16 protein-coding genes and 4 pseudogenes are annotated in these 20228 nt (G+C 72.2%); 11 read left to right on the forward strand and 9 right to left on the reverse strand.

Annotation, left to right across the window (positions count from 1 at the left end; translation table 11 throughout):
• Nucleotides 1-67 precede the first annotated feature (67 nt).
• Nucleotides 68-1663 (reverse strand): annotated as a pseudogene (locus tag RLT59_RS06255) (ABC transporter substrate-binding protein).
• Nucleotides 1664-1835: 172 nt separating this feature from the next.
• Here RLT59_RS06255 and RLT59_RS06260 point away from each other — a divergent pair.
• The 3 genes and pseudogenes from RLT59_RS06260 (at nt 1836) to RLT59_RS06270 (ending at nt 5502) form a co-directional block, all read left to right on the forward strand.
• Nucleotides 1836-2567 carry a FadR/GntR family transcriptional regulator gene (locus tag RLT59_RS06260; RefSeq protein ID WP_311302466.1) on the forward strand — a complete coding sequence of 244 codons (732 nt, stop codon included), beginning with the start codon at nt 1836-1838 and terminating at the stop codon, nt 2565-2567.
• 311 nt (nt 2568-2878) lie between these two features.
• A pseudogene (locus RLT59_RS06265) lies at nt 2879-4192 on the forward strand (exo-alpha-sialidase).
• A 68-nt stretch (nt 4193-4260) separates the two neighbouring features.
• Nucleotides 4261-5502, forward strand: a complete 1242-nt coding sequence (locus RLT59_RS06270) for an FAD-dependent monooxygenase (protein ID WP_311302467.1) — start codon at nt 4261-4263, stop codon at nt 5500-5502.
• Between the two features lie 74 nt (nt 5503-5576).
• Here RLT59_RS06270 and RLT59_RS06275 read toward each other — a convergent pair whose 3' ends face one another.
• Nucleotides 5577-6263: a FadR/GntR family transcriptional regulator gene (locus tag RLT59_RS06275; protein WP_311302468.1), complete on the reverse strand. Its 687-nt coding sequence runs from the start codon at nt 6261-6263 to the stop codon at nt 5577-5579.
• Nucleotides 6264-6414: 151 nt separating this feature from the next.
• Here RLT59_RS06275 and RLT59_RS06280 point away from each other — a divergent pair, with 151 nt between their 5' ends.
• The 4 genes and pseudogenes from RLT59_RS06280 to RLT59_RS06295 all read left to right on the forward strand — a co-directional run bounded on the left by RLT59_RS06280 (nt 6415) and on the right by RLT59_RS06295 (nt 10614).
• Complete coding sequence (locus RLT59_RS06280) at nt 6415-7374, forward strand: dihydrodipicolinate synthase family protein (protein ID WP_311302469.1); 960 nt, start codon at nt 6415-6417, stop codon at nt 7372-7374.
• A pseudogene (locus RLT59_RS06285) lies at nt 7371-8388 on the forward strand (ROK family protein). Before RLT59_RS06280 ends, RLT59_RS06285 begins: the two are co-directional and overlap by 4 nt.
• 80 nt (nt 8389-8468) lie before the next feature.
• Nucleotides 8469-9077, forward strand: a pseudogene (locus RLT59_RS06290) (N-acetylmannosamine-6-phosphate 2-epimerase); the annotation flags it as partial.
• Between the two features lie 70 nt (nt 9078-9147).
• Nucleotides 9148-10614, forward strand: a complete 1467-nt coding sequence (locus RLT59_RS06295) for a sialate:H+ symport family MFS transporter (RefSeq protein ID WP_311302472.1) — start codon at nt 9148-9150, stop codon at nt 10612-10614.
• Between the two features lie 24 nt (nt 10615-10638).
• On the opposite strand, the gene RLT59_RS06300 is transcribed toward RLT59_RS06295, so the two are convergent.
• Together RLT59_RS06300 and RLT59_RS06305 are read right to left on the reverse strand one after the other, a co-directional pair.
• Nucleotides 10639-11865, reverse strand: a complete 1227-nt coding sequence (locus tag RLT59_RS06300) for an acetyl-CoA C-acetyltransferase (protein ID WP_311302473.1) — start codon at nt 11863-11865, stop codon at nt 10639-10641.
• Between the two features lie 38 nt (nt 11866-11903).
• Entirely contained in the window at nt 11904-12800 is an 897-nt protein-coding gene (locus tag RLT59_RS06305) for a LysR family transcriptional regulator (RefSeq protein ID WP_311302474.1), read from the reverse strand.
• A gap of 182 nt (nt 12801-12982) precedes the next feature.
• On the opposite strand from RLT59_RS06305, the gene RLT59_RS06310 reads away from it, so the two are divergent.
• Nucleotides 12983-14524: a 3-hydroxyacyl-CoA dehydrogenase gene (locus tag RLT59_RS06310; RefSeq protein ID WP_311302475.1), complete on the forward strand. Its 1542-nt coding sequence runs from the start codon at nt 12983-12985 to the stop codon at nt 14522-14524.
• A gap of 11 nt (nt 14525-14535) precedes the next feature.
• Nucleotides 14536-14979, forward strand: coding sequence for a VOC family protein (locus RLT59_RS06315; RefSeq protein ID WP_311302476.1), 444 nt, complete (start codon nt 14536-14538; stop codon nt 14977-14979).
• Nucleotides 14980-15038: 59 nt separating this feature from the next.
• On the opposite strand, the gene RLT59_RS06320 is transcribed toward RLT59_RS06315, so the two are convergent.
• The 3 genes from RLT59_RS06320 to RLT59_RS06330 form a co-directional block, all read right to left on the reverse strand.
• Nucleotides 15039-15266, reverse strand: a complete 228-nt coding sequence (locus RLT59_RS06320; RefSeq protein ID WP_311302477.1) for a hypothetical protein — start codon at nt 15264-15266, stop codon at nt 15039-15041.
• Nucleotides 15267-16354: 1088 nt separating this feature from the next.
• Nucleotides 16355-16624, reverse strand: coding sequence for a DUF3253 domain-containing protein (locus RLT59_RS06325; protein WP_311302478.1), 270 nt, complete (start codon nt 16622-16624; stop codon nt 16355-16357).
• A gap of 96 nt (nt 16625-16720) precedes the next feature.
• The gene (locus tag RLT59_RS06330) at nt 16721-17041 is read right to left on the reverse strand and encodes a hypothetical protein (protein WP_311302479.1); all 321 of its coding nucleotides are present in this window, start codon (nt 17039-17041) and stop codon (nt 16721-16723) included.
• A gap of 581 nt (nt 17042-17622) precedes the next feature.
• On the opposite strand from RLT59_RS06330, the gene RLT59_RS06335 reads away from it, so the two are divergent.
• A complete protein-coding gene (locus tag RLT59_RS06335; RefSeq protein WP_311302480.1) occupies nt 17623-17751 on the forward strand; it encodes an LPFR motif small protein in 129 nt (42 codons plus the stop codon).
• 117 nt (nt 17752-17868) lie between these two features.
• On the opposite strand, the gene RLT59_RS06340 is transcribed toward RLT59_RS06335, so the two are convergent.
• Entirely contained in the window at nt 17869-18597 is a 729-nt protein-coding gene (locus tag RLT59_RS06340; protein ID WP_311302481.1) for a DUF6597 domain-containing transcriptional factor, read from the reverse strand.
• Nucleotides 18598-18662: 65 nt separating this feature from the next.
• Between RLT59_RS06340 and RLT59_RS06345 the strand changes: the two genes are divergently transcribed.
• On the forward strand, nt 18663-19046 hold the full coding sequence (locus RLT59_RS06345) for a CU044_2847 family protein (RefSeq protein WP_311302482.1): 384 nt from the start codon (nt 18663-18665) through the stop codon (nt 19044-19046).
• A gap of 9 nt (nt 19047-19055) precedes the next feature.
• Here RLT59_RS06345 and RLT59_RS06350 read toward each other — a convergent pair whose 3' ends face one another.
• Complete coding sequence (locus RLT59_RS06350; protein ID WP_311302483.1) at nt 19056-20219, reverse strand: YihY/virulence factor BrkB family protein; 1164 nt, start codon at nt 20217-20219, stop codon at nt 19056-19058.
• Nucleotides 20220-20228 lie beyond the last annotated feature (9 nt).

A 20228-nucleotide genomic window follows, 5' to 3' on the forward strand; every position in this document is an offset into this window, starting at 1 on the left:
TGTCTAGGACCGGGCGATCCGGCGCCGGACGAGCGGCGCCGGCTGGGGGCTCGGGGGCGGCGGCCGGTCAGGCGCGGCCGACGTCCAGGAAGGACAGTCCGGTGGTGGGCAGCGGCTTGAAGCCGGGCAGCGCCTTCTCGGTCCAGGCGGTGGAGAGCTTGCGGTGCAGGATCGGATAGAGCGCGGCCTCGTCCGCGACGAGGTCGGTGACCTGGCCCCACAGCTCCTTGCGCTTCGCGTCGTCGCCCGCCTGGGCGGCCTAGTCGAGGGTCTGCTTGACCTTCTTGTACGCGGCGGACTTGCCCCAGCCGTAGCGGCTCTCGGGCCAGAAGCCGTAGTGGAACCAGCGCAGCAGCAGGTCCGCGTCATTGCCGAAGACGGACGGGGCGCCGGGCGCGACGAGGACGTCGAAGTCCCCCTTGTCGACCTTGGCGTACTGGGCCGGGCACTGGGCGATGCCGAGGGTGACCTTGACGCCCGCCTGCTCCCAGCTCTCCTTGAGCAGCGGGGCGATGTCCTTGACCCAGCCGGTGTCGGTGGTCAGGACGGTGAAGGCGAGGTTCTTCACGCCCGCCTCCGCGAGCAGCTGCTTCGCCTTGGCCACGTCGTGCGTGTAGACGGTCGCGGCCTTGTGGTAGTCGGGGTGGGTCGAGGGCACGTAGCCGGTGGCGGCCGCGGCGTTGCCGACCATCGCGGTGGAGATGATCTTCTCGGTGTCCAGGGCGTAGTGCAGCGCCTGGCGCACCCGCTTGTCCGCGAACCGCTTGTCGGCGGTGTTGAACATCAGGAAGAGCAGTCCGAAGGACTGCACGGACTCCGTCTTCGCGTTGCCCGAGAGCCGCTTGACGTCGATGTACGGGACGTCCTCGATGGCCTGGACGCGGCCCGACTCCATGGCGCTGACCCGGGCCGACTAATCGGACATCAGGCGCCAGACCATCTTCTTGGCCTTGGCGGGGTGGGCGCCGTTGTACTTGTCGTACGCCTCGAAGACGATCTTGTCCTCGCGGGTGGCAGAGACGAACCTGTACGGCCCGGAGCCGACCGGCTCGGCGTCGAAGGCCTTGGGGTCGGGCGCCACGATCTTCTTCGGGACGATCCGGGCCACGGCTATCCGGGACGGGAAGAGCGCGAAGGGGTACTTGAGCCTGAATTCGACCGTGCCCGCGTCGACGGCCTCGACCGTGTCGATGAAGGGCACGAACTGCGCCATCAGGGAGGCGTTCTCCGGGTCCGGGATGCGTTCGAAGCTGAACACCACGTCCTCCGCGGTGACAGGGGAGCCGTCGTGGAAGGTCGCCCCCTTGCGCAGCGTCGCCCGGTAGGTGGTGGCGTTGATCTTCTTCGGAATCTCGGTGGCGAGCGCGGGACGTGCCACGAGTGTTGCCGGATCGAGATCGACCAGGCCCTCGAAGATGTGCATGTTGGCGGCGTACGGGGTCGCGCCCGAGGTGATCATCGGGTCGAAGCCGGTCGACAGCGGATACGACAGACCGGCCTCGATGAGGTCGCTGCCGCTGACCTTGTCCGTCGATCCGTCGGCGGTCGAGGACGGTCCGCCGCAGGCGGCAAGGCTCGCCGTGATGGCGGCCGCGGCGCCGGCAGCACTGGTGTAACGCAGGAAGGTGCGGCGCTCGACACCGGCTGCTCTCAGCTCGGGCACGGGTCCTCCAGGGACGTCGAGGTGGGGCGTCGGGGGGATGAAGACGGGCGGTGGATCGCTGGTTCACGGGGACCGCGGAACCTGAAGCATCAGACGTCAGATGTCTGATGCCTTGATAGCGTGGGAACGTAGCTTGACAATCGAGAGGGGTCAAGAGGTGGGGAGTTCACATATGTCCGGAACGAGGCCCGGCCGGCAGCTGCTCCGGCAGGAAGTCGTCGACGGCATCAAGCGGTACATCCTCGAAGAACGGCTCCGCCCCGGGGACCCGCTGCCCACCGAGCCCGCCCTGTGCGAGGCCCTCGGCGCCAGCCGCTCCAGCGTCCGCGAGGCCGTCAAGATCCTCCACGCACTCGACATCGTCGAGGTCCGCCACGGACACGGCACCTACGTCGGCAGGCTGAGCCTGTCGGCGCTGGTGGAGAGCCTGACCTTCCGCGGGCTGCTCTCCCCCGACGACGACTTCCAGGTGATGGCCGACCTGGTCGATGTGCGCGAGCTCTTCGAGCGCGGCATGGCCGACCGCATCGTCACGCTGCTCACGCCGGAGCAGCTCGACGCGCTGGAAGGCCTGGTGGCCACGATGCGCGAGACCGGCGCGCAGGAGGGGCACGGTTTCGTGGACGCCGACCGGGCGTTCCACGCGCTGCTCGTCGCCCCGCTGGGCAACGAACTGATCGGCCAGCTCTCGATGGCCTTCTGGGACGTGTACACGATCGTCGCGCCGCATCTCGACGGATTCACCCACGCCGACGAAACGGCGACGATCGTGGCCCACCAGAACATCGTGGACGCCGCTCGGGCCAAGGACATCCCCGGCTTCATGCAGGCGCTCGGCGAGCACTACGCCCCGGTCAGGCGCCGGATCTCGGAGGCGCGGGCCCGCGGCGGCGCCAAGGGCTGAGCATGCCCGGCAGCGCCCCCGACGCGGCGACGGGGCCGGGCCGCCCTCCTCCCGGGCGCGGCCCCGCACACCCTTGACGGGCACCACGGGGGCTGCCTAGGGTCCGTGTGCCTACAGGACATCTGACGTCACCCGTCTGAGGGCCTGTGGACTCACCCGGATCCGTACCTACGACGTGACGGTGCCCGGCTTCACCGGCCGCCGCGCGCGAACCCTGGGCTGCGTCGTGGAGTTCCCGAGGACAGACCCCAAGGGCTGTCCCGTCTCCCACCCTTCGAGAAGCACCTCCCTTCCGAGAAGAGAGATCGTCCATGCGGCGAACTGCCCCTGTCGCCCTGCTCGGTGCCGCCCTGCTGGTGGTCGCCGTGACCGGCACCGCGCAGGCCGCGGCGCCCGCCCCCGGCACGCTCACGTCCCAGGACCTGACCGTCGACGGCGTGAGCTCCCCCCCACTACCGCATCCCCGCTCCGACCACATCGGTCAGGGGCACCGTGCTGGCGGCGTACGACGCCCGGCCCGCCCTCGCGGACCTGCCCGCCAACATCGGCATCGTGCTGCGCCGCAGCACCGACGGCGGTACGACCTGGCAGCCGCAGCAGGTGGTCCGCAAGGACACCGCGCCCAAGGGCTACGGGGACCCGAGCCTGCTGGTCGACCGGACCACCGGCCGGATCTTCCTGTTCTACGCGGCCGGGGTGAACCAGGGCTTCGCGGGCTCGGCCACCGGCAACGACGAGAGCGACCCCGACATCCTCCAGGCCGACTACAGCTACTCGGACGACGACGGGCTGACCTGGACCCACCGCCGGATCACCAAGCAGATCAAGGACCCGGCCTGAGCCGGGATGTTCGCCGCGTCCGGCGAGGGCATCCAGCTGCGCAACGGCGCGCACAAGGGCCGGCTGATCCAGCAGTACGCCGTCCGTATCAACGGCGCCAACTACGCGGCGAGCGCGTACAGCGACGACCACGGCGCGAGCTGGAAGATGGGCAAGCCGGTCGGCCCCGGCGGCGACGAGAACAAGACCGTCGAGCTGAACGACGGCACGGTCATGCTGAACAACCGCTCCGCGCCCTGCCGAACGATCGCGTACTCCACGGACGGCGGAGCCACCTACACCCCGTTCGTCCAGGACACCGCGCTCCCCGACCCGGCGAACAACGCCTCGGTCATCCGCTACGCACCCGACGCCCCGGCCTCCGACCCGCAGTCCGCCTGGCTGCTGTTCAGCAACACCGAGGACACCGGGTCGCGGCGCAACCTCACCGTCAAGATGTCCTGCGACAACGGGAGGACCTGGCCGATCCGGAAGGTCGTCGACCCCGGCGCCGCGGCCTACTCGACGCTGACCCGGCTGCCGGACGGCAGGCTCGGGCTGCTGTACGAGCGCGGCGACTACGAGCACATCACGTACGACTCGTTCGACCTGAAGTGGCTGGGCGGCACCTGCGCCGACATCACCATCACCCCGCGATCCCGGCACTGAAGCCCGGCCAGGGTGCCAGCGTCAAGGTCCCGGTCACCGTACCGGCCGGCGCCTCGGGCAGCGCCGCGCTCACCGCGACGTACCGGGCGGACGGCAAGCAGGCCCAGGGCACCGCGAAGGTGACCGTCGCCCCGTGACCGAGGCCCAGGGCCGTACGTCCAACGGCCGAAAGGCGGTTGGACGTGCCCCGGTCCGCGACCGTTCAATGGGAGCGACGCGCAGCGGGCGGGGCAACCGGGAAGTGGTGGTGGACGTGGCGGGAGCGGTCTTACGCATCGGGGTGGTCGGCGGGAGCATCGCCGGGTGCGCCATGGCGATCGCCGGCGCCAAGGCCGGCGCGGAGGTGACGGTCCACGAGCGCAGCGAAGCGGCCCTGGAGGACCGGGGGTTCGGCATCGCCATCCCGCCGGCGCTGCACCGGGAGCTGGTCGCGGCCGGCTATCTGGACGCCGCCATGCCGACGGTTCCGGCGCCCTCCCGGCTCTGGCTCACCCGGCAGGAGGGCCGCCCGTATGCGCGTGAACTGGCCTGTCAGGAAGGCACGGTGACGGCCTGTCACTGGGGTCTGCTGTGGCGCACGCTGCGGGCGAACACCGGGTCCGCCGTGCGGTACCACCGGAGGCAGCCCGTCACCGGAGTGGGGCGTCACCCCTCGGGCGGCGCCGTGCTCCGGACGGCGGACGCGGAGCACGTCTACGACATCGTCGTCGGGGCGGACGGGCCCCGGTCCGTCACCCGGGAGGCCGTCGCCCCGGGGGTGCGGCCGGTTCCGGCGGGGTACGCCGTGTGGCGCGGCACGCTGCCGCTCACCGCGCTCGCCGGTCATCCGCAGGTGCTGGAGCTGGTGCGCGGCGCGTGGGTCACGCTGGGATACCGGGGCGGGCACGGGATCTTCTACCTGATCCCCGGCACCGCGCCGGAATCCCGGCTGCTGGCGTACGCCATCTACGGCTCCCCTCCCCCGGCGACCTGGACCGCCGCGCACGAGACGTACGTACGGCACATCGCGCGGGAGCACTTCCCGGCGGACTGGGCCGCTCTCGTCGGCGGGGGCGAGCACACGTCCATGGCGTACCACCCGGTCACCGACCTCGACCCGCCCCAGGTGGCCGATCCGCCGTTCCTGCTGGCGGGCGACGCGGCGAGCATCACCAGGCCGCACACCGCCAGCGGCGCGACGAAGGCGCTGCAGGACGCGCTCTGTCTGGAGCGCGTCCTGCGCGGGGCGCCGTCCTCCCCGGCCGAGGCGCTGCGCCGGTACGCGGCCGAACGGCAGCCGGAGGGGGCCCGGCTGGTCGCCCTGGGGCGCCGGCTGGGGCACGCGATGGTCGAACGGACCCCGGACTGGGAGGCGATGGGAGCGGCGGAGGTGGCGGCGTGGTCCCGGGCGACGCTGGACGGCGCGGACAGTTACCTGCACGGGAGGGTCGAGAGAGTGGAGGGGTGACGGACCGGAACGCGGTCACGCATCGCCGGACGGGCTGAGCGCGGTCACGCGTCGCCGGACCGGCTTGAGCGCAATCACGCCGGGTCGAGCCGGGTGCGGATGCCGTCGAAGTGGGTGCGCATCGCCCGTACCGCGCGCAGGCCGTCGGCCGCCGCCACCGCCTCGACGATCTCGCGGTGCTGGGCGCAGGTGACCCACGGGTCCTGATGGCCGTCGTCGAGATCCTCGCGCACCCGGTCCATCGCCGCCCAGAAGGCGTCGAGCACTTCGCTGAGCAGGTGGTTGTCGAGCGAGGCGTACAGCGCGAGGTGGAAGGCCCGGTCGGTGGCGCGGGCGACCCGGCCGCCGCCCGCCTCCTCCTCCATCTTCGCCACGAGGGCCCGCAGCACGTCGAGGTCCACGCCCGGGGCCCCGGCGGCGACGGCGCCCACCAGCCCCGCCTCCAAGGCCTCGCGCACCTTCATCAGCTCGGCGAGACCGGGCTCGCCCTGGCGGTGGCGGACCGCCGCCCGGAAGGCGAGCCCCTCGGCGAACGGTGACAGCGAGAGCGTGCCGACGAAGGTGCCGAATCCGCGCCGGATCTCGACGACGTTGACCGCCTGGAGCGATTTGAGCGCCTCGCGCACCGAGACCCGCCCGGCGCCGAAGAGATCCATCAGCTCGGCCTCCGTGGGCAGCGCGTCGCCCGGCGCGAGCCGGCGTTCCAGGATCAGTTCCTTGATCCTTCGCTCGATGTCCTGAGCCATGGTGGGCCGCGCCACAACATCCTCCTGAGGTGCCATTGCCCCTTGACCGGTCGCAGGAGCATCTGTATAAGGTAAAGTCAGACATAGGACATCTTACGTCTCACGTCTCAATCCGCGTAGCCCGACAGGCCCCGGATCGGTATCCCGATCAGCTGGAGCCCCCACCATGTCTCTGACCGCACCCCTGCTCGGCGTAGTCCCGCCGGTCTGCACCCCGCTCGACCGCCGCGGCGAGGTCGACACCGCGTCCCTGGCCCGGCTCGTCGAACACCTCATCGGCGGGGGCGTGCACGGACTCTTCGCGCTCGGGTCCACCAGCGAGGTCGCCTACCTCACCGACGAGCAGCGCGGCACGGTCCTGGAGACCGTGGTCAACGCGACCGACGGGCGGGTCCCGGTGCTGGCCGGGGTCATCGACACCACCACGGCCCGGGTCGTCGAGCACGCCAGGTCCGCCGCCCGGCTCGGCGCGGACGCCTTGGTCGCGACCGCGCCGTTCTACACCCGCACCCACGGCAAGGAGATCGCCGGGCACTTCCGCCGGCTGCGCGCCGAGGTGGGCCTGCCGCTCTTCGCGTACGACATCCCGGTCGCCGTGCACAGCAAGCTGTCCGCCGCGCTGGTCCGCGAGCTCGCGGAGGACGGCACCCTGGCCGGGCTCAAGGACAGCAGCGGCGACGAGGGCGGGCTGCGCCGGCTCATCGTCGAACTCGGTGGCCGCGAGGGCCGCGCGCACGGCCCGGTGCCCGGCTTCAGCATCCTCACCGGCTCCGAACTGACCGTGGACGCGGCGCTGCTGGCCGGTGCCGACGGCGTCGTCCCCGGCATCGGCAACGTGGACCCGGCCGGCTACGTACGGCTCTACGAGGCCGCGCGCGCCGGAAACTGGACGCTGGCCGCCGAGGAGCAGGAGCGGCTCATCGCTCTGTTCGCCATGGTGGACGTCGGCCCCGAGGCGGACATGGGCCGCAGCTCCTCCGCGCTCGGCTCGTTCAAGTCGGCGCTCCGGCTGCTGGGCGTCATCGACTGCGGCGACACCGCGTTCCCGCAGATCCAGCTGTCCGCCGAATCCGTCGCGCTGGTCTCCGGACTGCTGCGCGCCGCCGGTCTGCCGCCGGTCCGATGACCGTGACGGCACCGCGGACATCCCCGTCACAGACCGCACGGACCGCACCGGACGGCCGGCCCGTCGTCGGCCTCGACCTCGGCGGTACGAAGATCGCCGCCGCGCTCCTCTGCGCCGACGGCACGGTCCTGGCCCGGCACAGCCGCCCCACCCCACCCCGGCCCGTGCCGGTGCCGGTGCCGGTGCGGCAGCGGTGCTCGACGCGCTCGCCGCCGCAGCGGCCGAGGTCGACCCCGGCGGGGCCGCCGCGCTCCTCGGCATCGCGGCGGCCGGGGTGGTCGATCCCCGCACCGGCATCGTCACCAGCGCCACCGACTCCATCCTCGGCTGGGCCGGAACCGCGCTGGGCGCTGGGCGCCGGACTCGCGGACCGTACCGGGTACGCGGTGGCCTGCGACAACGACGTACGTGCCACGGCCGGCCCGGAGCTCGCCGCGCTCAACGCGGAGCGGCGGGACCACGGTTCGCTGCTCTTCGCCGCCATCGGCACCGGGGTCGGCGGCGCGATCGCCGTCGACGGACGGATGCTGCACGGGGCGTCCGGCATCGCCGGACACCTCGGCCATCTGCCCAGCCCGGAGGCGGCCGGGCTGCCCTGCACCTGCGGGTCCACCGGCCATCTGGAGGTCATCGCCTCCGGGCCCGGTATCGCCGCCCACTACGAGCGGCTGACCGGCGCCCCGGTGGACCGGCTGGAGACCGTCGCCGTACGGGCCGCGCGGGGCGAACCGGCCGCCGTGTCCGCCATCACCACGGGCGCGGCCGCCGCCGGGCATGTGCTCGGCGGACTCGCCAACGCCTTCGGCCCCGACCCGGGTCGTCGTCGGCGGCGGCGTCCCGAGGATCGGCCCGCTGTACGGGGACGCCCTGCGCGCCGCGTTCGACTCGGAGCTGATGGAACCGCTGCGCGGGCTCGTCCCCCGGGCGCCGCTCCTCGGCCACGACGCGGCCGTGCTCGGAGCGGCCGCCCTGACCACCACCCTTCCCCTCCACCACCCGGGAGCCCACCGATGACCGCTCAGAACCTGGCCGCGCGGGACCTCGCCGCCGCCCTTCGGGGCAGGCTGATCGTGTCCTGCCAGGCACCGCCCGGCGACCCGATGCGGGAGACCGGCACCCTGGTGCGCCTGGCGCTGTCGGCCGTCGCCGGTGGCGGCGCGGCGATCCGGGCCAACGAGCCGGCGGTCGTCGCCGCGATCGTGGAGGCCGTCGCCCTGTCGGTCATCGGCCTGTGGAAGGACGGCGACATCGGGGTGTACATCACGCCGACCGTCCGGCACGCCCTGGCGGTGGCGGAGGCGGGCGCGGCCGTCGTCGCGGCGGACGCCACCGACCGGCCGCGCCCCGACGGCTCGGCGTTCGCGGACATCGTCGAGGCGGTCCACGCGGCCGGCGCGCTGGTGATGGCCGACGTCGCCACCTTCGAGGAGGGCGTCACGGCCGCCGCGCGGGGGCCGATTTCGTCTCCACGCCCCTCTCCGGCTACGTGCCCGGCCCCGAAGCAGACCGGCCCCGACCTCGGCCTGATCGCCGCGCTGTCCGCCGCAATCGACGTCCCGGTCGTCGCCGAAGGCCGTATCAACACCCCGGAGGAGGCGGCCGAGGCCCTGCGGCTCGGGGCGCACAGCGTCGTCGTCGGCACCGCCATCACCGCCCCCACGGCCCTGACCGACCGTTTCGTCGCAGGCATCGACAGGACCTAGGACCTGCCCCTCCCCCACCACGCGGGGCGGCCGTTCGAGGGAGAGCGCCGTCCCGCATCCTGGAGTCACCGTGCAGACCACATCACCCCCCACGCTCCCCTGGTACCGCCAGGTCAGCCGCACTCAGTGGAAGTCGTTCCTCGCCGCCTGGATCGGCTACGTCCTGGACGGCTTCGACTTCGTGCTGATCACCCTCGTGCTGACGGAGATCAGTGACCAGTTCGGCCTCAGCACGGTGCAGGCGGCCAGCCTGATCTCCGGCGCGTTCATCACCCGCTGGCTGGGCGGGGCGGTGCTCGGCGCCATCGGTGACCGGTACGGCCGCAAGCTCTCCATGGTGCTGAGCATCCTGCTGTACTCGGTGGGGACGTTCGCCTGCGGGTTCGCCTGGAACTACCACAGCCTGTTCGCCGCCCGGCTGGCCATCGGCATGGGCATGGGCATGGGCATGGCCGGTGAGTACAGCGCCAGCTCCACGTACGTCATGGAGAGCTGGCCCGCCGGGATGCGCAGCCGGGCCAGCGGCTTCCTCAGCTCCGGCTTCTCGGTCGGTTCCGTGCTCGCCGCGCAGGTCTACAACTGGGTGGTCCCCTCGCTCGGCTGGCGCTGGATGTTCTACCTGGGTCTCATCCCGATCGCCATCGCGCCGTGGATGCGGCGCTCGCTGCCGGAGGCCGAGGAGTGGACGGAGTTTGTAGCGGAGCAGGGCGCCAGGCCCAATCCGTTCGCGCCGCTGTTCGCCAGCCGCGCCCGGTCGGCCGCCAACACGGTGCTGGTCGTCGTCGCCACGGTCTCGCTGTTCCTCGTCTTCACACCCGGCGGCGCCGGAATGGTCCCGGCACTCTCGGTGGTCGCCGGTCTCTCGCTCGCCGCGTTCGCCGTGCAGCTGGGCGGGAAGCGGAGCTGGGTGCTGTACCTGTCGATGATCGTCACGCTGTTCTTCGCGTTCCTGTACTCGTGGCCGATCCAGGCGCTGCTGCCCACGTATCTGAAGACCGAGCTGGGCTACACCACGGACCAGGTCACCGACGTCCTCTACTTCGCGGGCTTCGGCACCATGGCGGGCTGCTGTGCGGCGGGCTTCCTGGGCGACCGGATCGGGACGAAGAAGGCGTACGCGCTGACCCTGCTGGCCTCGCTCGCCTTCGTCTACCCGGTGTTCGCCGTGCAGGACAACCTGCTGCTGCTCGGTGCGCTCCTCTTCCTCCTCCAGGCGACGAGCTTCGGCATCTCCGGACTGCTGCCGCGCTACATCGGCGGCCACTTCCCGACGGCGAGCCGGGGCGCCGCCCTCGGCTTCACCTACAACGTGGGCGCCCTCGGCGGAGCCGTCGCCCCGGTCCTGGGCGCCCACCTCGCCTCCGGCATGGACCTGGGCCAGGCACTGGCGGTGCTGACGTTCGCGGGCACGGTGATCGTCGTACTGCTGGTCGGCCTCGACGTACCGGCCCGGCTGAACCGGCTGACGGACCCGGACTCCGCGCCGGACCATCTGGCGCCGCCGCCGCCCCGCAAGCGCGTGCGGGTAAGCCGGTAGCGCCCTGTCCGGATACGGCGGGCGTCAGGGCGCGATGCGCTCGAAGACCGCCGCCAGGCCCTGTCCGCCGCCGATGCACATGGTCTCCAGCCCGTACCGGCCCTCGCGGCGGTGCAGTTCCCTGGTGAGGGTGGCGAGGAGGCGGGCGCCGGTGGCGCCGACCGGGTGGCCGAGCGAGATGCCGGAGCCGTTCACGTTGATCCGCTCGTCGTGGTCCTTCTCGCCGAGCCCCAGTTCGCGGGTGCAGGCCAGCACCTGTGCGGCGAAGGCCTCGTTGAGCTCGATCAGGTCCAAATCGGCGAGGGTGAGCTCGGCGCGGGCGAGCGCCGTGCGGGTGGCGGGGACGGGGCCGATGCCCATGGTGGCCGCCGGTACCCCGGCGCGGGCGAAGGAGACCAGCCGGACGAGCGGGGTGAGGCCGAGCCGTTCCGCCGTGGCGGCACTGGTCACCAGGCAGGCGGCGGCCGCGTCGTTCTGGCCGCTGGCGTTCCCGGCGGTGACGGTGGCCGCCGGGTCGGACTTGCCCATGATGGGGCGGAGCCCCGCGAGTTGCTCGGCGGTGGTGTCGGGGCGCGGGTGCTCGTCGGCGGTGACGACCGTGTCGCCCTTGCGTGTTTTCACGGTGACGGGGACGGTCTCCGCCTCGTACCGCCCTTCGGCGGCGGCACGGGCCGCCCGCTGCTGTGAGCGCAGGGCCAGGGCGTCCTGGTCCGCGCGGCTGATGCCGTATTCGCGGCGCAGGTTCTCCGCGGTCTCGATCATGCCGCCGGGCACCGGGTGGTTGACGCCGCCCGCCGTGACCCGGCCCCGGGCGAGCGAGTCGTGGAGCTGGAGGCCGGGGCCCTTGATGCCCCAGCGGCCGTCGTGCGTGTAGTAGGCGGCCGCGCTCATCACGTCGACGCCGCCCGCGATCACCACCTGGCTGAAGCCGGCCCTGATCTGCATCGCGGCGTCGAGGACGGCCTGGAGCCCGGAGCCGCAACGGCGGTCGATCTGGGTGCCGGTGACGGACTGCGGGAGCCCGGCGTCGAGCGCGGCGACCCGGCCGATGGCAGGGGCGTCGGCGGACGGGTAGGCGCTCCCGAGGATCACCTCGTCGACCCGGTCGGGGTCGATTCCGGTGCGGGCGACGACCTCGGCGATGACGAGCGCGGCGAGGGAGGCCGGCGCCTGCCCGGCGAGCGCTCCGCCGAAGCGGCCGATGGGGGTGCGCAGCGGTTCGCAGATCACGACATCGTCTCTGTCGGGCACGGCGGGGCCTTTCGGGGAGGTGGGACGGGGGCGGACGGTCACGGGGACGGGGTGGGCAGGGCGTCCTGCGCGACGGCGAGTACCGCGCGCAGGGCGGCGGACGGGTTGTCGGTCCGCCAGGCCAGGGCCGCCTGGCGGCGGATGGGCGGACCGGTGAGCGGGCGGTAGACGAGGCCGTTCTGCTGGATGTGCTGGACGGAGGTGACGGTGAGGGTCACCCCGACGCCCGCGGCGACCAGCGCCATGATCGTGTACGAGTCGGGGGCCTCCTGCACCACCCTGGGGTTGAACCCGGCGGCCTCGCAGGCGCCGACCATCGCGTCGCGCACGGTGGAACCGGCGTTGGCGGGGAACGAGACGAACGGCTCCCCGGCCAGGGCCTCGATGGAGACGCTGTCCCGGGTGGCGAGCGGGTGGTCGGACGGGAGCGCGCAGACCAGTTCCTCCTCGTCGATCACCCGGTGGACCACACCCGGCTGCGTCACCGGCAGCCGTACGAACCCCAGGTCCAGCGAGCCGTCCGCGACCCGCGCCAGGGCGACGTCGGCGTAGGTCTGGCCCGTCATCACCAGCTCGATGCCCGGGTGGGCGGCGCGCACCGCCCGGGTCAGCCGGGGCAGCGTTCCGTGGCTGGAGGCACCCGCGAAGCCGATGCCGACCCGGCCGTACTCGCCTCGGCCCGCCGCCTTCGCGGCCCGTACCGCGACGTCGAGGCCGTCGAGCACGGCCCGTACCGGCTGGAGGAACGACTCCCCCGCGCCGGTGAGCCGGACCGAACGGGTGTTGCGCTCGAAGAGCTGGACGCCCAGCTCCTTCTCCAGCCGCCGGATCTGCTGGCTCAGCGGCGGCTGGGCCATCTGGAGCCGCTTGGCGGCCCGGCCGAAGTGCAGCTCCTCGGCCACGGCGACGAACGCGGACAGATGGCGCAGTTCCATGTCCGCCCCTTGCCTCAGCTCCCATTGATCAATAAGTCGTCTCGATCCGACCTTAATTCGGTATTGGACACCGATCAATGGCCGCTGACACGGTGGGACGACGCACCCGCGGGCCCCACGAAGATCTGCGGGAACCACCGGATCGATCCGCCTGTCCGCACCCCGAGAGGACCGTAACCGCCATGCGTATCAGGATCGTCGGAGCCGGAGCCATGGGCCGCGGCATCGCCCAGTGGGCAGCCGTGGCCGGACACACCGTCGAGCTGTGCGACGTACGGACGGAAGCGGTGACCGAGGCGGCCGGCTTCGTACGCTCCATGCTGGAGCGGGCCGTGCGGAAGGGCCGGACGACCGCCGCCGAGGCGGCGGCCGCCGTGGCACGGATCGTCCCGCTGGAGGCCCCGTGGGCGGCGGGCCCGGAGGTCGAACTGGTCATCGAGGCCGTGCGGGAGGACCTCGCCACCAAGGCGGAGGTCTTCGGCCGGCTGGAGCGGGCGCTGCCCGCCTCGGCCGTCTTCGCGACCAACACCTCCTCGCTGTCCGTGACCCGGATCGCCGCCACGCTCAAGGACCCGACGCGCCTGGCCGGGCTGCACTTCTTCAACCCGGTGCCGCTGATGCGGATCGTCGAGGTCGTGCCCGGCGCGGCCACCCGGCCCGGCATCCCGCCGCTGCTCACAAAGCTCGTGGAGAGCTGCGGCCACCGCGCGGTCACGGTCGCCGACACCCCCGGCTTCCTCGTCAACCACGCCGGGCGCGGACTCGTGACGGAGGCGCTCGCGCTGCTGGAGGAGAACGTCAGCGACCCGGCGGGCATCGACCGGATCGCCCGGGACGTACTCGGCCTGCGGATGGGCCCGTTCGAGCTGATGGACCTCACCGGACTCGATGTGACCGCCGCCGTCATCGACTCGATCTGGGAGGGCTTCCGGCACGAGGACCGGCTGCGCCCCTCCTACCTGACCCCGAACCGGGTGACCGCCGGACTGCTCGGCCGCAAGACCGGCAGGGGCTGGTTCGCGTACGGCTCCGAGGCGCCCGCCCCGGCCGAGGAGGCGCCGGTCTCCGGCGACGCGGACCGCCCGGTGCACGTCTTCGCGGCCGCGAGCGGGGACCGGGACGCCGCCGCGCTGCGCGAGGCACTGGCCGCCGCGGGCGCCACGGTCGAAGCGGGACCGCAGCCGTCGGCCGGGGCGCTGGTGCTGGTTCCGGTCTGGGGCACCACGGTCGCCTCCTCCGTCGCCGCGCACCGGCTGCCCGCCGGGCGCACCTTCGGCGTGGACCCGCTGCCCGCCGCCGGGCGCCGCCGGGTGCTCGCGGTGACGCCCGCCGCGGAACCGGCGGCCGCGCGGGACGCCCGCGCGGTGCTGGCACGGGCGGCGGACGGCGGCGAGCCGTTCGCGGTCTCCGTGGCGCGGGACACGGCGGGCACGGTCGCGCAGCGGCTGCTCGCCTCCATCGTGTCGGTCTCGGCGTCCATCGCGGAACGCGCCCTGGCGGCCCCCGCCGATATCGATCCGGCCGTGACCACCGGTCTCGGCTACCCGGTCGGGCCGCTGGCCTGGGGCGACCGGATCGGCGCGGCCCGGATGCTGGAGCTGCACCGGGCCCTGTACGCGACGACCGGCGACCCGCGCCACCGCCCGACCCGCTGGGTCACCGAACGCGCCGCCCTCGGCCTGGCCCTGACGGACCCGGGCACCTCCCCGGAGCAGTGCCTCTGAGGGGGCCCGGCATGACCGATTCGTACAAGACCGTCTGCGGGCGCCCGGCCTACGGTCGGATCATGACTCCACGACTCGACGCGATCAGCATCACCACCGCGGACCTGCCCGCCTCGCTCGCCTTCTACCGCAGGCTCGGCCTCGACATGCCCGCCGACGCGGAATCCGCACCCCATGTCGAAGTGACGCTCCCGGGCGGACAGCGTCTGCTGTGGGACACCGAGGACGTCGTCCGGTCCTTCGACCCCGAGTGGTCGGGGCCGAAGGGCGGTGAGCGCCTCGGTCTCGCCTTCCTCTGCGACAGCCCGGCGGAGGTCGACGCCGTCTACGCGGAGCTGACGGGCGCCGGATACCGGGGCCATCTGAAACCGTGGGACGCGATGTGGGGGCAGCGGTACGCCGTCGTCCTCGACCCGGACGGCTGCGCGGTGTCGCTGTTCGCCGCCGCGTCCTAAGCCGTGTATCGAAAGCGGATCTTGGGCTGTGCATGATCACGGTCCGTGACCGCCTCGCCCTACACCTCGTCGATGGCGTACGGGCCACCGGTGCCGACGCGCAGCAGGGCGGCGGCGATCCCCGCCGCGTTGCGGCCTCCATCGATCCAGCCGAGCGTCATCCACCCGCCGGTCTCGGACCAGGCCCGCAGGTAGTAGGTCGGCGGGTGCCGCCCGCCCGGGAACCAGGTCGGCTCGGCCGGGGCCGGACGCCCCTTCGGCCAGGTGCCGAACGGCAGGCGGGACACCACCGGCCGTTCGGGGCCGGCGTCAGCCGGTGCACCGCTGGGCAGAGTGCCCAGGTCGGAGGTGGAGTGCTCGAAGACCTCGGCTCACACGTGACCGCAGTCGCCGCCGACGGGACGCTCCAGCGCTCTCAGCCGGTGAGCGACCGCTGTTTCCGCCAGGAGCCGTGACGGCGAGATGGCTGGTGTGTGCCGCAGGAAGGTTGGCCGAGTTGACTCTTCTGCGGGCGCCCCTCCGGCCTCATCCTTTGACGTGACCATGACGCGCGCAATTGACGCGGATATTAAGGAAGATGCGGAGGGTGACATGTCCGTTCGGAAACGACTGGCTGTCTCAGCGGCAGCTCTGGCGCTCGCCGGAACCTAACTGGTGGCTGCGGTCGCACCCGCGTCGGCCGCACCGGTTCCTCAGGAGGCAGGCTGTTACGCCGGCGCCATGACAGGGTCCCCAGACACAAGGGTCTGGCGATCTACTGCCTAGGAGGCACCTACGACTACTACGGCCGAATTCTCTGCCACAAGACAGACGGCAGCAACTACAACTACTGGCACTACGGCCCCGTAGTCGGCCCTGGTCTGACGTCCACAGTGTGGTGTGACCAGGGAGCCGACGTGCTCGACTGGGGCATCTCCATCCCCGAGGGCCTGCCCTGGCACCTGTTCGCGGCGGCCCCTCCGGGGCCCGGCTCCTGCGTTCAGCACCCTCGGCCGGGCCCGGATCGCCCCGGGGCCGGCGGCTCGTACCGAGAGGTTTGCTACTCGATACGAGCGGCGCGGGTCTGCTGGGCCTGCTGAAGAACCTCAGCCCTCAGGTCTCCGACTGATACAGCGCGGGGTGCTGCCGAGAGATCCGGGCCCGCAGAGCCTTCACGGTACGGGCGTCGCCGGCAAGGGCCCGGTGTATGGCCGCGTTCTCCCGGGCTTGGGCTGCCGGGCCATGAGCGCGGGAGAGCCGCCGTTCGTCGCTGGTGTCGATCTACTGGACGCGGGCGGGCACCTTGGTCTCGCTCATCGGTGAGTCGGGCGGCGAGGGTAGCGTCGTCCGGAGCCTGGGAAGCGGTCGCTGTGCGGACGAAAGTCGTCACGACCGGTCACGCCCGCCGGATCCGGATCGGTCCATGGACCTCGGATGCGGTGACCGGGCGTCCCGCCTGAGTGATCTCCACCGTCCCCGCCTCGACGAGTCGCCATGCTGCGCGGCGGGTCGCCTCCATCAGATGGCGCCAGCCGTCGTCCTGGCCGTCGTACGCCGCTCTCGCGGCATCGGAAGGACAGATCGAAGCCGTCGGACCGCACCGTTCCAGCAGGTCCACGATGGCCCGCTCCACCCGCTGGTCGATTTGGCGCTGCGTCTTCGCCACCTCGCCAGTATCGCAGTCCCCGGGATCCGATGCCCCGAGACCGGGCGGCAACGGCGCGGGCCGGTGCGAGCCGCCCGCGCCGGCCCGCGCCGCTGTTCACTTCTCGTCGTCCAGACGCCCGAGAGCCCGCTCCCAGCGTGCGCGGCGCTCGTGGGCGGACTGCTCCCACCATGGTGTGCCACGCTCCCCCAGCGCGGTTTTCGCCCACTGCACGCGGGAGCGAGCCGTTCGCTCGGCGTCCACGTCCTTCGCCGACAGGGCTGAACGTACGGCTCGGCGTGCCGCCATCAGGTGATAGCGCAGGCGCGCGGCCGTCTCTTCCGGCAGCGAAGGGTCCGTCGCCCGCCACCGGCGCCCTTCGATCACGACATAGTGGCCGTCGGGAGTCTTTCGGGGCTGTTCTCGCTGGGCGCACATGCACCGATTCTCCAGTCGGCCGGTGCCGGAACACGCCGTACCGCGCCCGTCACCTGTGCGCCGGAGGCATCAAAGCGTGAGGCACCGAGGCGCGAGCCGTGTTGGCGTCAGCGGACCGGACGCGGCAGGCGCACCCGAGGTCACCAGTCCGCTCCGCCCCCGGTACCGCGTCTGATCCCCGTAGCTTCGGGTAACCGAGGGCCATGAACCTTTCCGTAATCTCTGCGGGCGTACCCCTCATTGGCGGCGTTGGTCCCGGTGGGCCTGCTCGTTGTCGTGGTACTGATCACCGCGGTCATCGTCGGCAGCCGACGGACTGCTCGGAAGAGGCTCACAGTCGACACGCGTGCCCGCCCGGCGGTGGGGCACGCGACGGGCAGCAGCGGGGCCGGACCTGGCAGACCATCGACGACGACGCCGACCAGGGAAATCCGCATCGCAGGTCCGGTGGCCGAGCCGGATGATCCGCCCGGCGGCCCGCGCCCCACGCTCCACACCCGCGGCAACAGGCTCAGCGAACGAATGTTCGGCATAATTCGGACTAACGCACTCAGTAAGCAGCGACGACAAGGCACTGACACATGCTGACAGCGATCGCAGATGTACTGAGGTCCGTCGGCGGGGCCATCGCCACCCTCGTGACCCTGCCTTTCAGGGCCGTGGCCCGCCTTTTCGGCGGAGCCGCGGACAGCGCCCACGGCCGGCACTGAGGCACGCGGCGCGGACGCAAGATCGCGGATACCGCCAGATCCGTTCGATCACGCCCGCCTTGATCATCATCCAGATGAGGTTACAAGAGCGGGAGCGTACTCACTTTCGATACCCCCCTAGAAGACCTCTTCCCGGGAGACCTCTTCCTGGGAGGCGGCGAGGTACCCGGTCAGGGTGGTGCCGGCCAGTTCGCGCATCTCCCGGGCGAGATGCGCCTGGTCGGCGCAGCCCGCCGCGAGGGCGGCGTCGGCGTACGGCGTTCCGGACCGTACGAGGGCCAGCGCGCGCTGGAGCCGCAGCACCCGGGCGAGCGTCTTGGGGCCGTATCCGAAGGCCGTCAGGGAGCGGCGGTGCAGCTGGCGTGCGCCGAGACCGGCCGCCCGTGCCGTGTCCGCGACGGACCGGCCGCCGTCCAGCTGCGCGGCGGCGTACGCCATCACCGGGTCCGGGGGCGCGGTGGCGGCCGCCCTGCGCAGGGCGATCTCCTCCAGGGCGGCGGCCGGCTCCTCGGCCTGTGCGACCCGCTCGGTGAGCTCGCGGACCCGCGCGTCCGGCCACAGCCCGGCCAGTGCGATCCGGCGGTCGCGCAGTTCGTGCGCCGGTACGCCGAGCAGGGCGGGGGCCGTGCCGGGGGCGAAGCGGATGCCCGCGATGCTGCCCCCGTCGCTCACGGAGGCGGGTTCGGCACGCGTGTCCGGGCCCGCGACGAGCAGCCTGCCGCCGATCCAGAGCAGGTCCATGCAGCCGTCGGGCAGCACCGGGTGGGCCGAGCCCGGTGGCACGGTCAGCCTCCACACCTTCGCACCGTCGAGTCTCGACGCGCGCTCTTCGTACCGGTCGCCCATGCCACTAGTCTCGTCCAAGGACCGGCGCACGGAAAACGGGCGGAATCGGCACTCCGGGGGCGGTCATGGCGGCACTGGTGGAATTCACCACCGACAGCGGCGCGACGGTGACGGTCGAGGTCGACCGGCACGCTCCGGGTGCGCAGCTGGTCGCGCGGGACGGCAACGTCCTGGCCCGCTCCGGGCGCACCTTCGACCACGCGCTCCAGGGGATCCGGGCGGCGGCCGAATCGGCGCTCGCGGTGTTCCGGGACGGCACGCTGAAGCCGGACGGGGTGGAGATCGAGTTCGGGGTGAAGATCACCACCGAGGCCGGGGCCGTGATCGCGAAGAGCGCGGTGGAGGGCCATCTGACGGTCAAGCTGTCATGGTCGCCCGGTGCCGCACCGCCGACACAGACCGCTCAGCCACCGCAGGCCCCGCAGCCGCCCGCCGCTGCCGTCGGCTGACGGCCGTTCTCATTCGCCGGGCTGGTACGGCTTGTCCGGATCCTTCTCGCGGCTCGGCTGGAGCCTGGACTTCACGTCGTCGGGCGGCAGGAACCGGGACCACCGCTCCGGGAACTCGGACGGCATGTAGGGGCTGTCGCCCTCGTCCCCGTACTCGTCGTCCGCGTCCTCGTCCCAGCTCTCCGCCTGGGTGCGGGCCACGAACTCCGCGGCCTGGACCGCGCGCACCCGGTCGTTGGCCGCACGTGCCGCGGCCGTCGCGACCGAGGGCCACACCCGGTCGATGGCCGCGTTGACGGCGGCGCCCACCAGCACCGCGAACGCGGAGACGCCGATCCACAGCAGTACCGCGATCGGTGCGGCGAGCGATCCGTAGATCGTCGGGCCCTCGACCGTACTCGTGAGATAGATCCGCAGCAGGAAGCTGCCCAGCACCCAGATCGCGAGCGCCATCAGCGCGCCCGGGGTGTCCTCGATCCAGGGCGAGCGGACGGGGACGGACACGTGGTAGAGCGTCGTCAGGAAGGCGATGGACAGCAATATGACCAGGGGCCAGTACATGACGCTTATCAGCTCGGTGCCCCAGGGGATGTACTCCACGACCCGGTCCGGGCCGACCACCAGGAGCGGCAGCACGATCGCGCCGAGCAGCAGCGCCACCACGTACAGCAGGAAGGCGAGCATCCGGGTCTTCACGATGCCGCGCTGGCCGTCGAGCCCGTACATCACGGTGATGGTGTCGATGAAGACGTTGACCGCGCGGGAGCCGGACCAGAGCGCGATCGCGAAACCGATCGAGATGACGTCGGGCCGGGCCCCGGTGGTGACGTCGGCCAGGAGCGGTTTGGCGAAGTCATTGACGCCCCGCTGGGAGAGCACGGTCTGCGCCGCGCTGAGGATGTTGTTCTCGATGGAGGCGACCGTGGTGGTGCTGGTCCACTCGTCGACGTAGCCGAGCAGGCCGATCAGTCCCAGCAGCAACGGCGGCAGGGAGAGCAGGGTGAAGAACGCCGCCTCGGCCGCGAGTCCCAGAATGCGGTACTCCATGCACGAGTTGACGGTGTCCTTGAGCAGTTGCCAGGCCATCTGCCGCTTGGAGACGTTGCGGTAGAGGACTCGCGCCCGGTGGAGCCGGCCCAGTGGCCGCTCGGGTGTTTCATTTGCTGCCTGCACGTCCATACC

This window comes from Streptomyces sp. ITFR-6, from assembly GCF_031844725.1.
Lineage (GTDB): Bacteria > Actinomycetota > Actinomycetes > Streptomycetales > Streptomycetaceae > Streptomyces.

Coding starts and splice junctions, on each gene's coding strand:
- RLT59_RS06315 (WP_311302476.1), top strand. CDS start 14,536: ATGACCGATTCGTACAAGACCGTCTGCGGGCGCCCGGCCTACGGTCGG.
- RLT59_RS06345 (WP_311302482.1), top strand. CDS start 18,663: ATGGCGGCACTGGTGGAATTCACCACCGACAGCGGCGCGACGGTGACG.
- RLT59_RS06280 (WP_311302469.1), top strand. CDS start 6,415: ATGTCTCTGACCGCACCCCTGCTCGGCGTAGTCCCGCCGGTCTGCACC.
- RLT59_RS06335 (WP_311302480.1), top strand. CDS start 17,623: ATGCTGACAGCGATCGCAGATGTACTGAGGTCCGTCGGCGGGGCCATC.
- RLT59_RS06305 (WP_311302474.1), bottom strand. CDS start 12,800: ATGGAACTGCGCCATCTGTCCGCGTTCGTCGCCGTGGCCGAGGAGCTG.
- RLT59_RS06340 (WP_311302481.1), bottom strand. CDS start 18,597: ATGGGCGACCGGTACGAAGAGCGCGCGTCGAGACTCGACGGTGCGAAG.
- RLT59_RS06270 (WP_311302467.1), top strand. CDS start 4,261: ATGGGAGCGACGCGCAGCGGGCGGGGCAACCGGGAAGTGGTGGTGGAC.
- RLT59_RS06330 (WP_311302479.1), bottom strand. CDS start 17,041: ATGTGCGCCCAGCGAGAACAGCCCCGAAAGACTCCCGACGGCCACTAT.
- RLT59_RS06310 (WP_311302475.1), top strand. CDS start 12,983: ATGCGTATCAGGATCGTCGGAGCCGGAGCCATGGGCCGCGGCATCGCC.
- RLT59_RS06260 (WP_311302466.1), top strand. CDS start 1,836: ATGTCCGGAACGAGGCCCGGCCGGCAGCTGCTCCGGCAGGAAGTCGTC.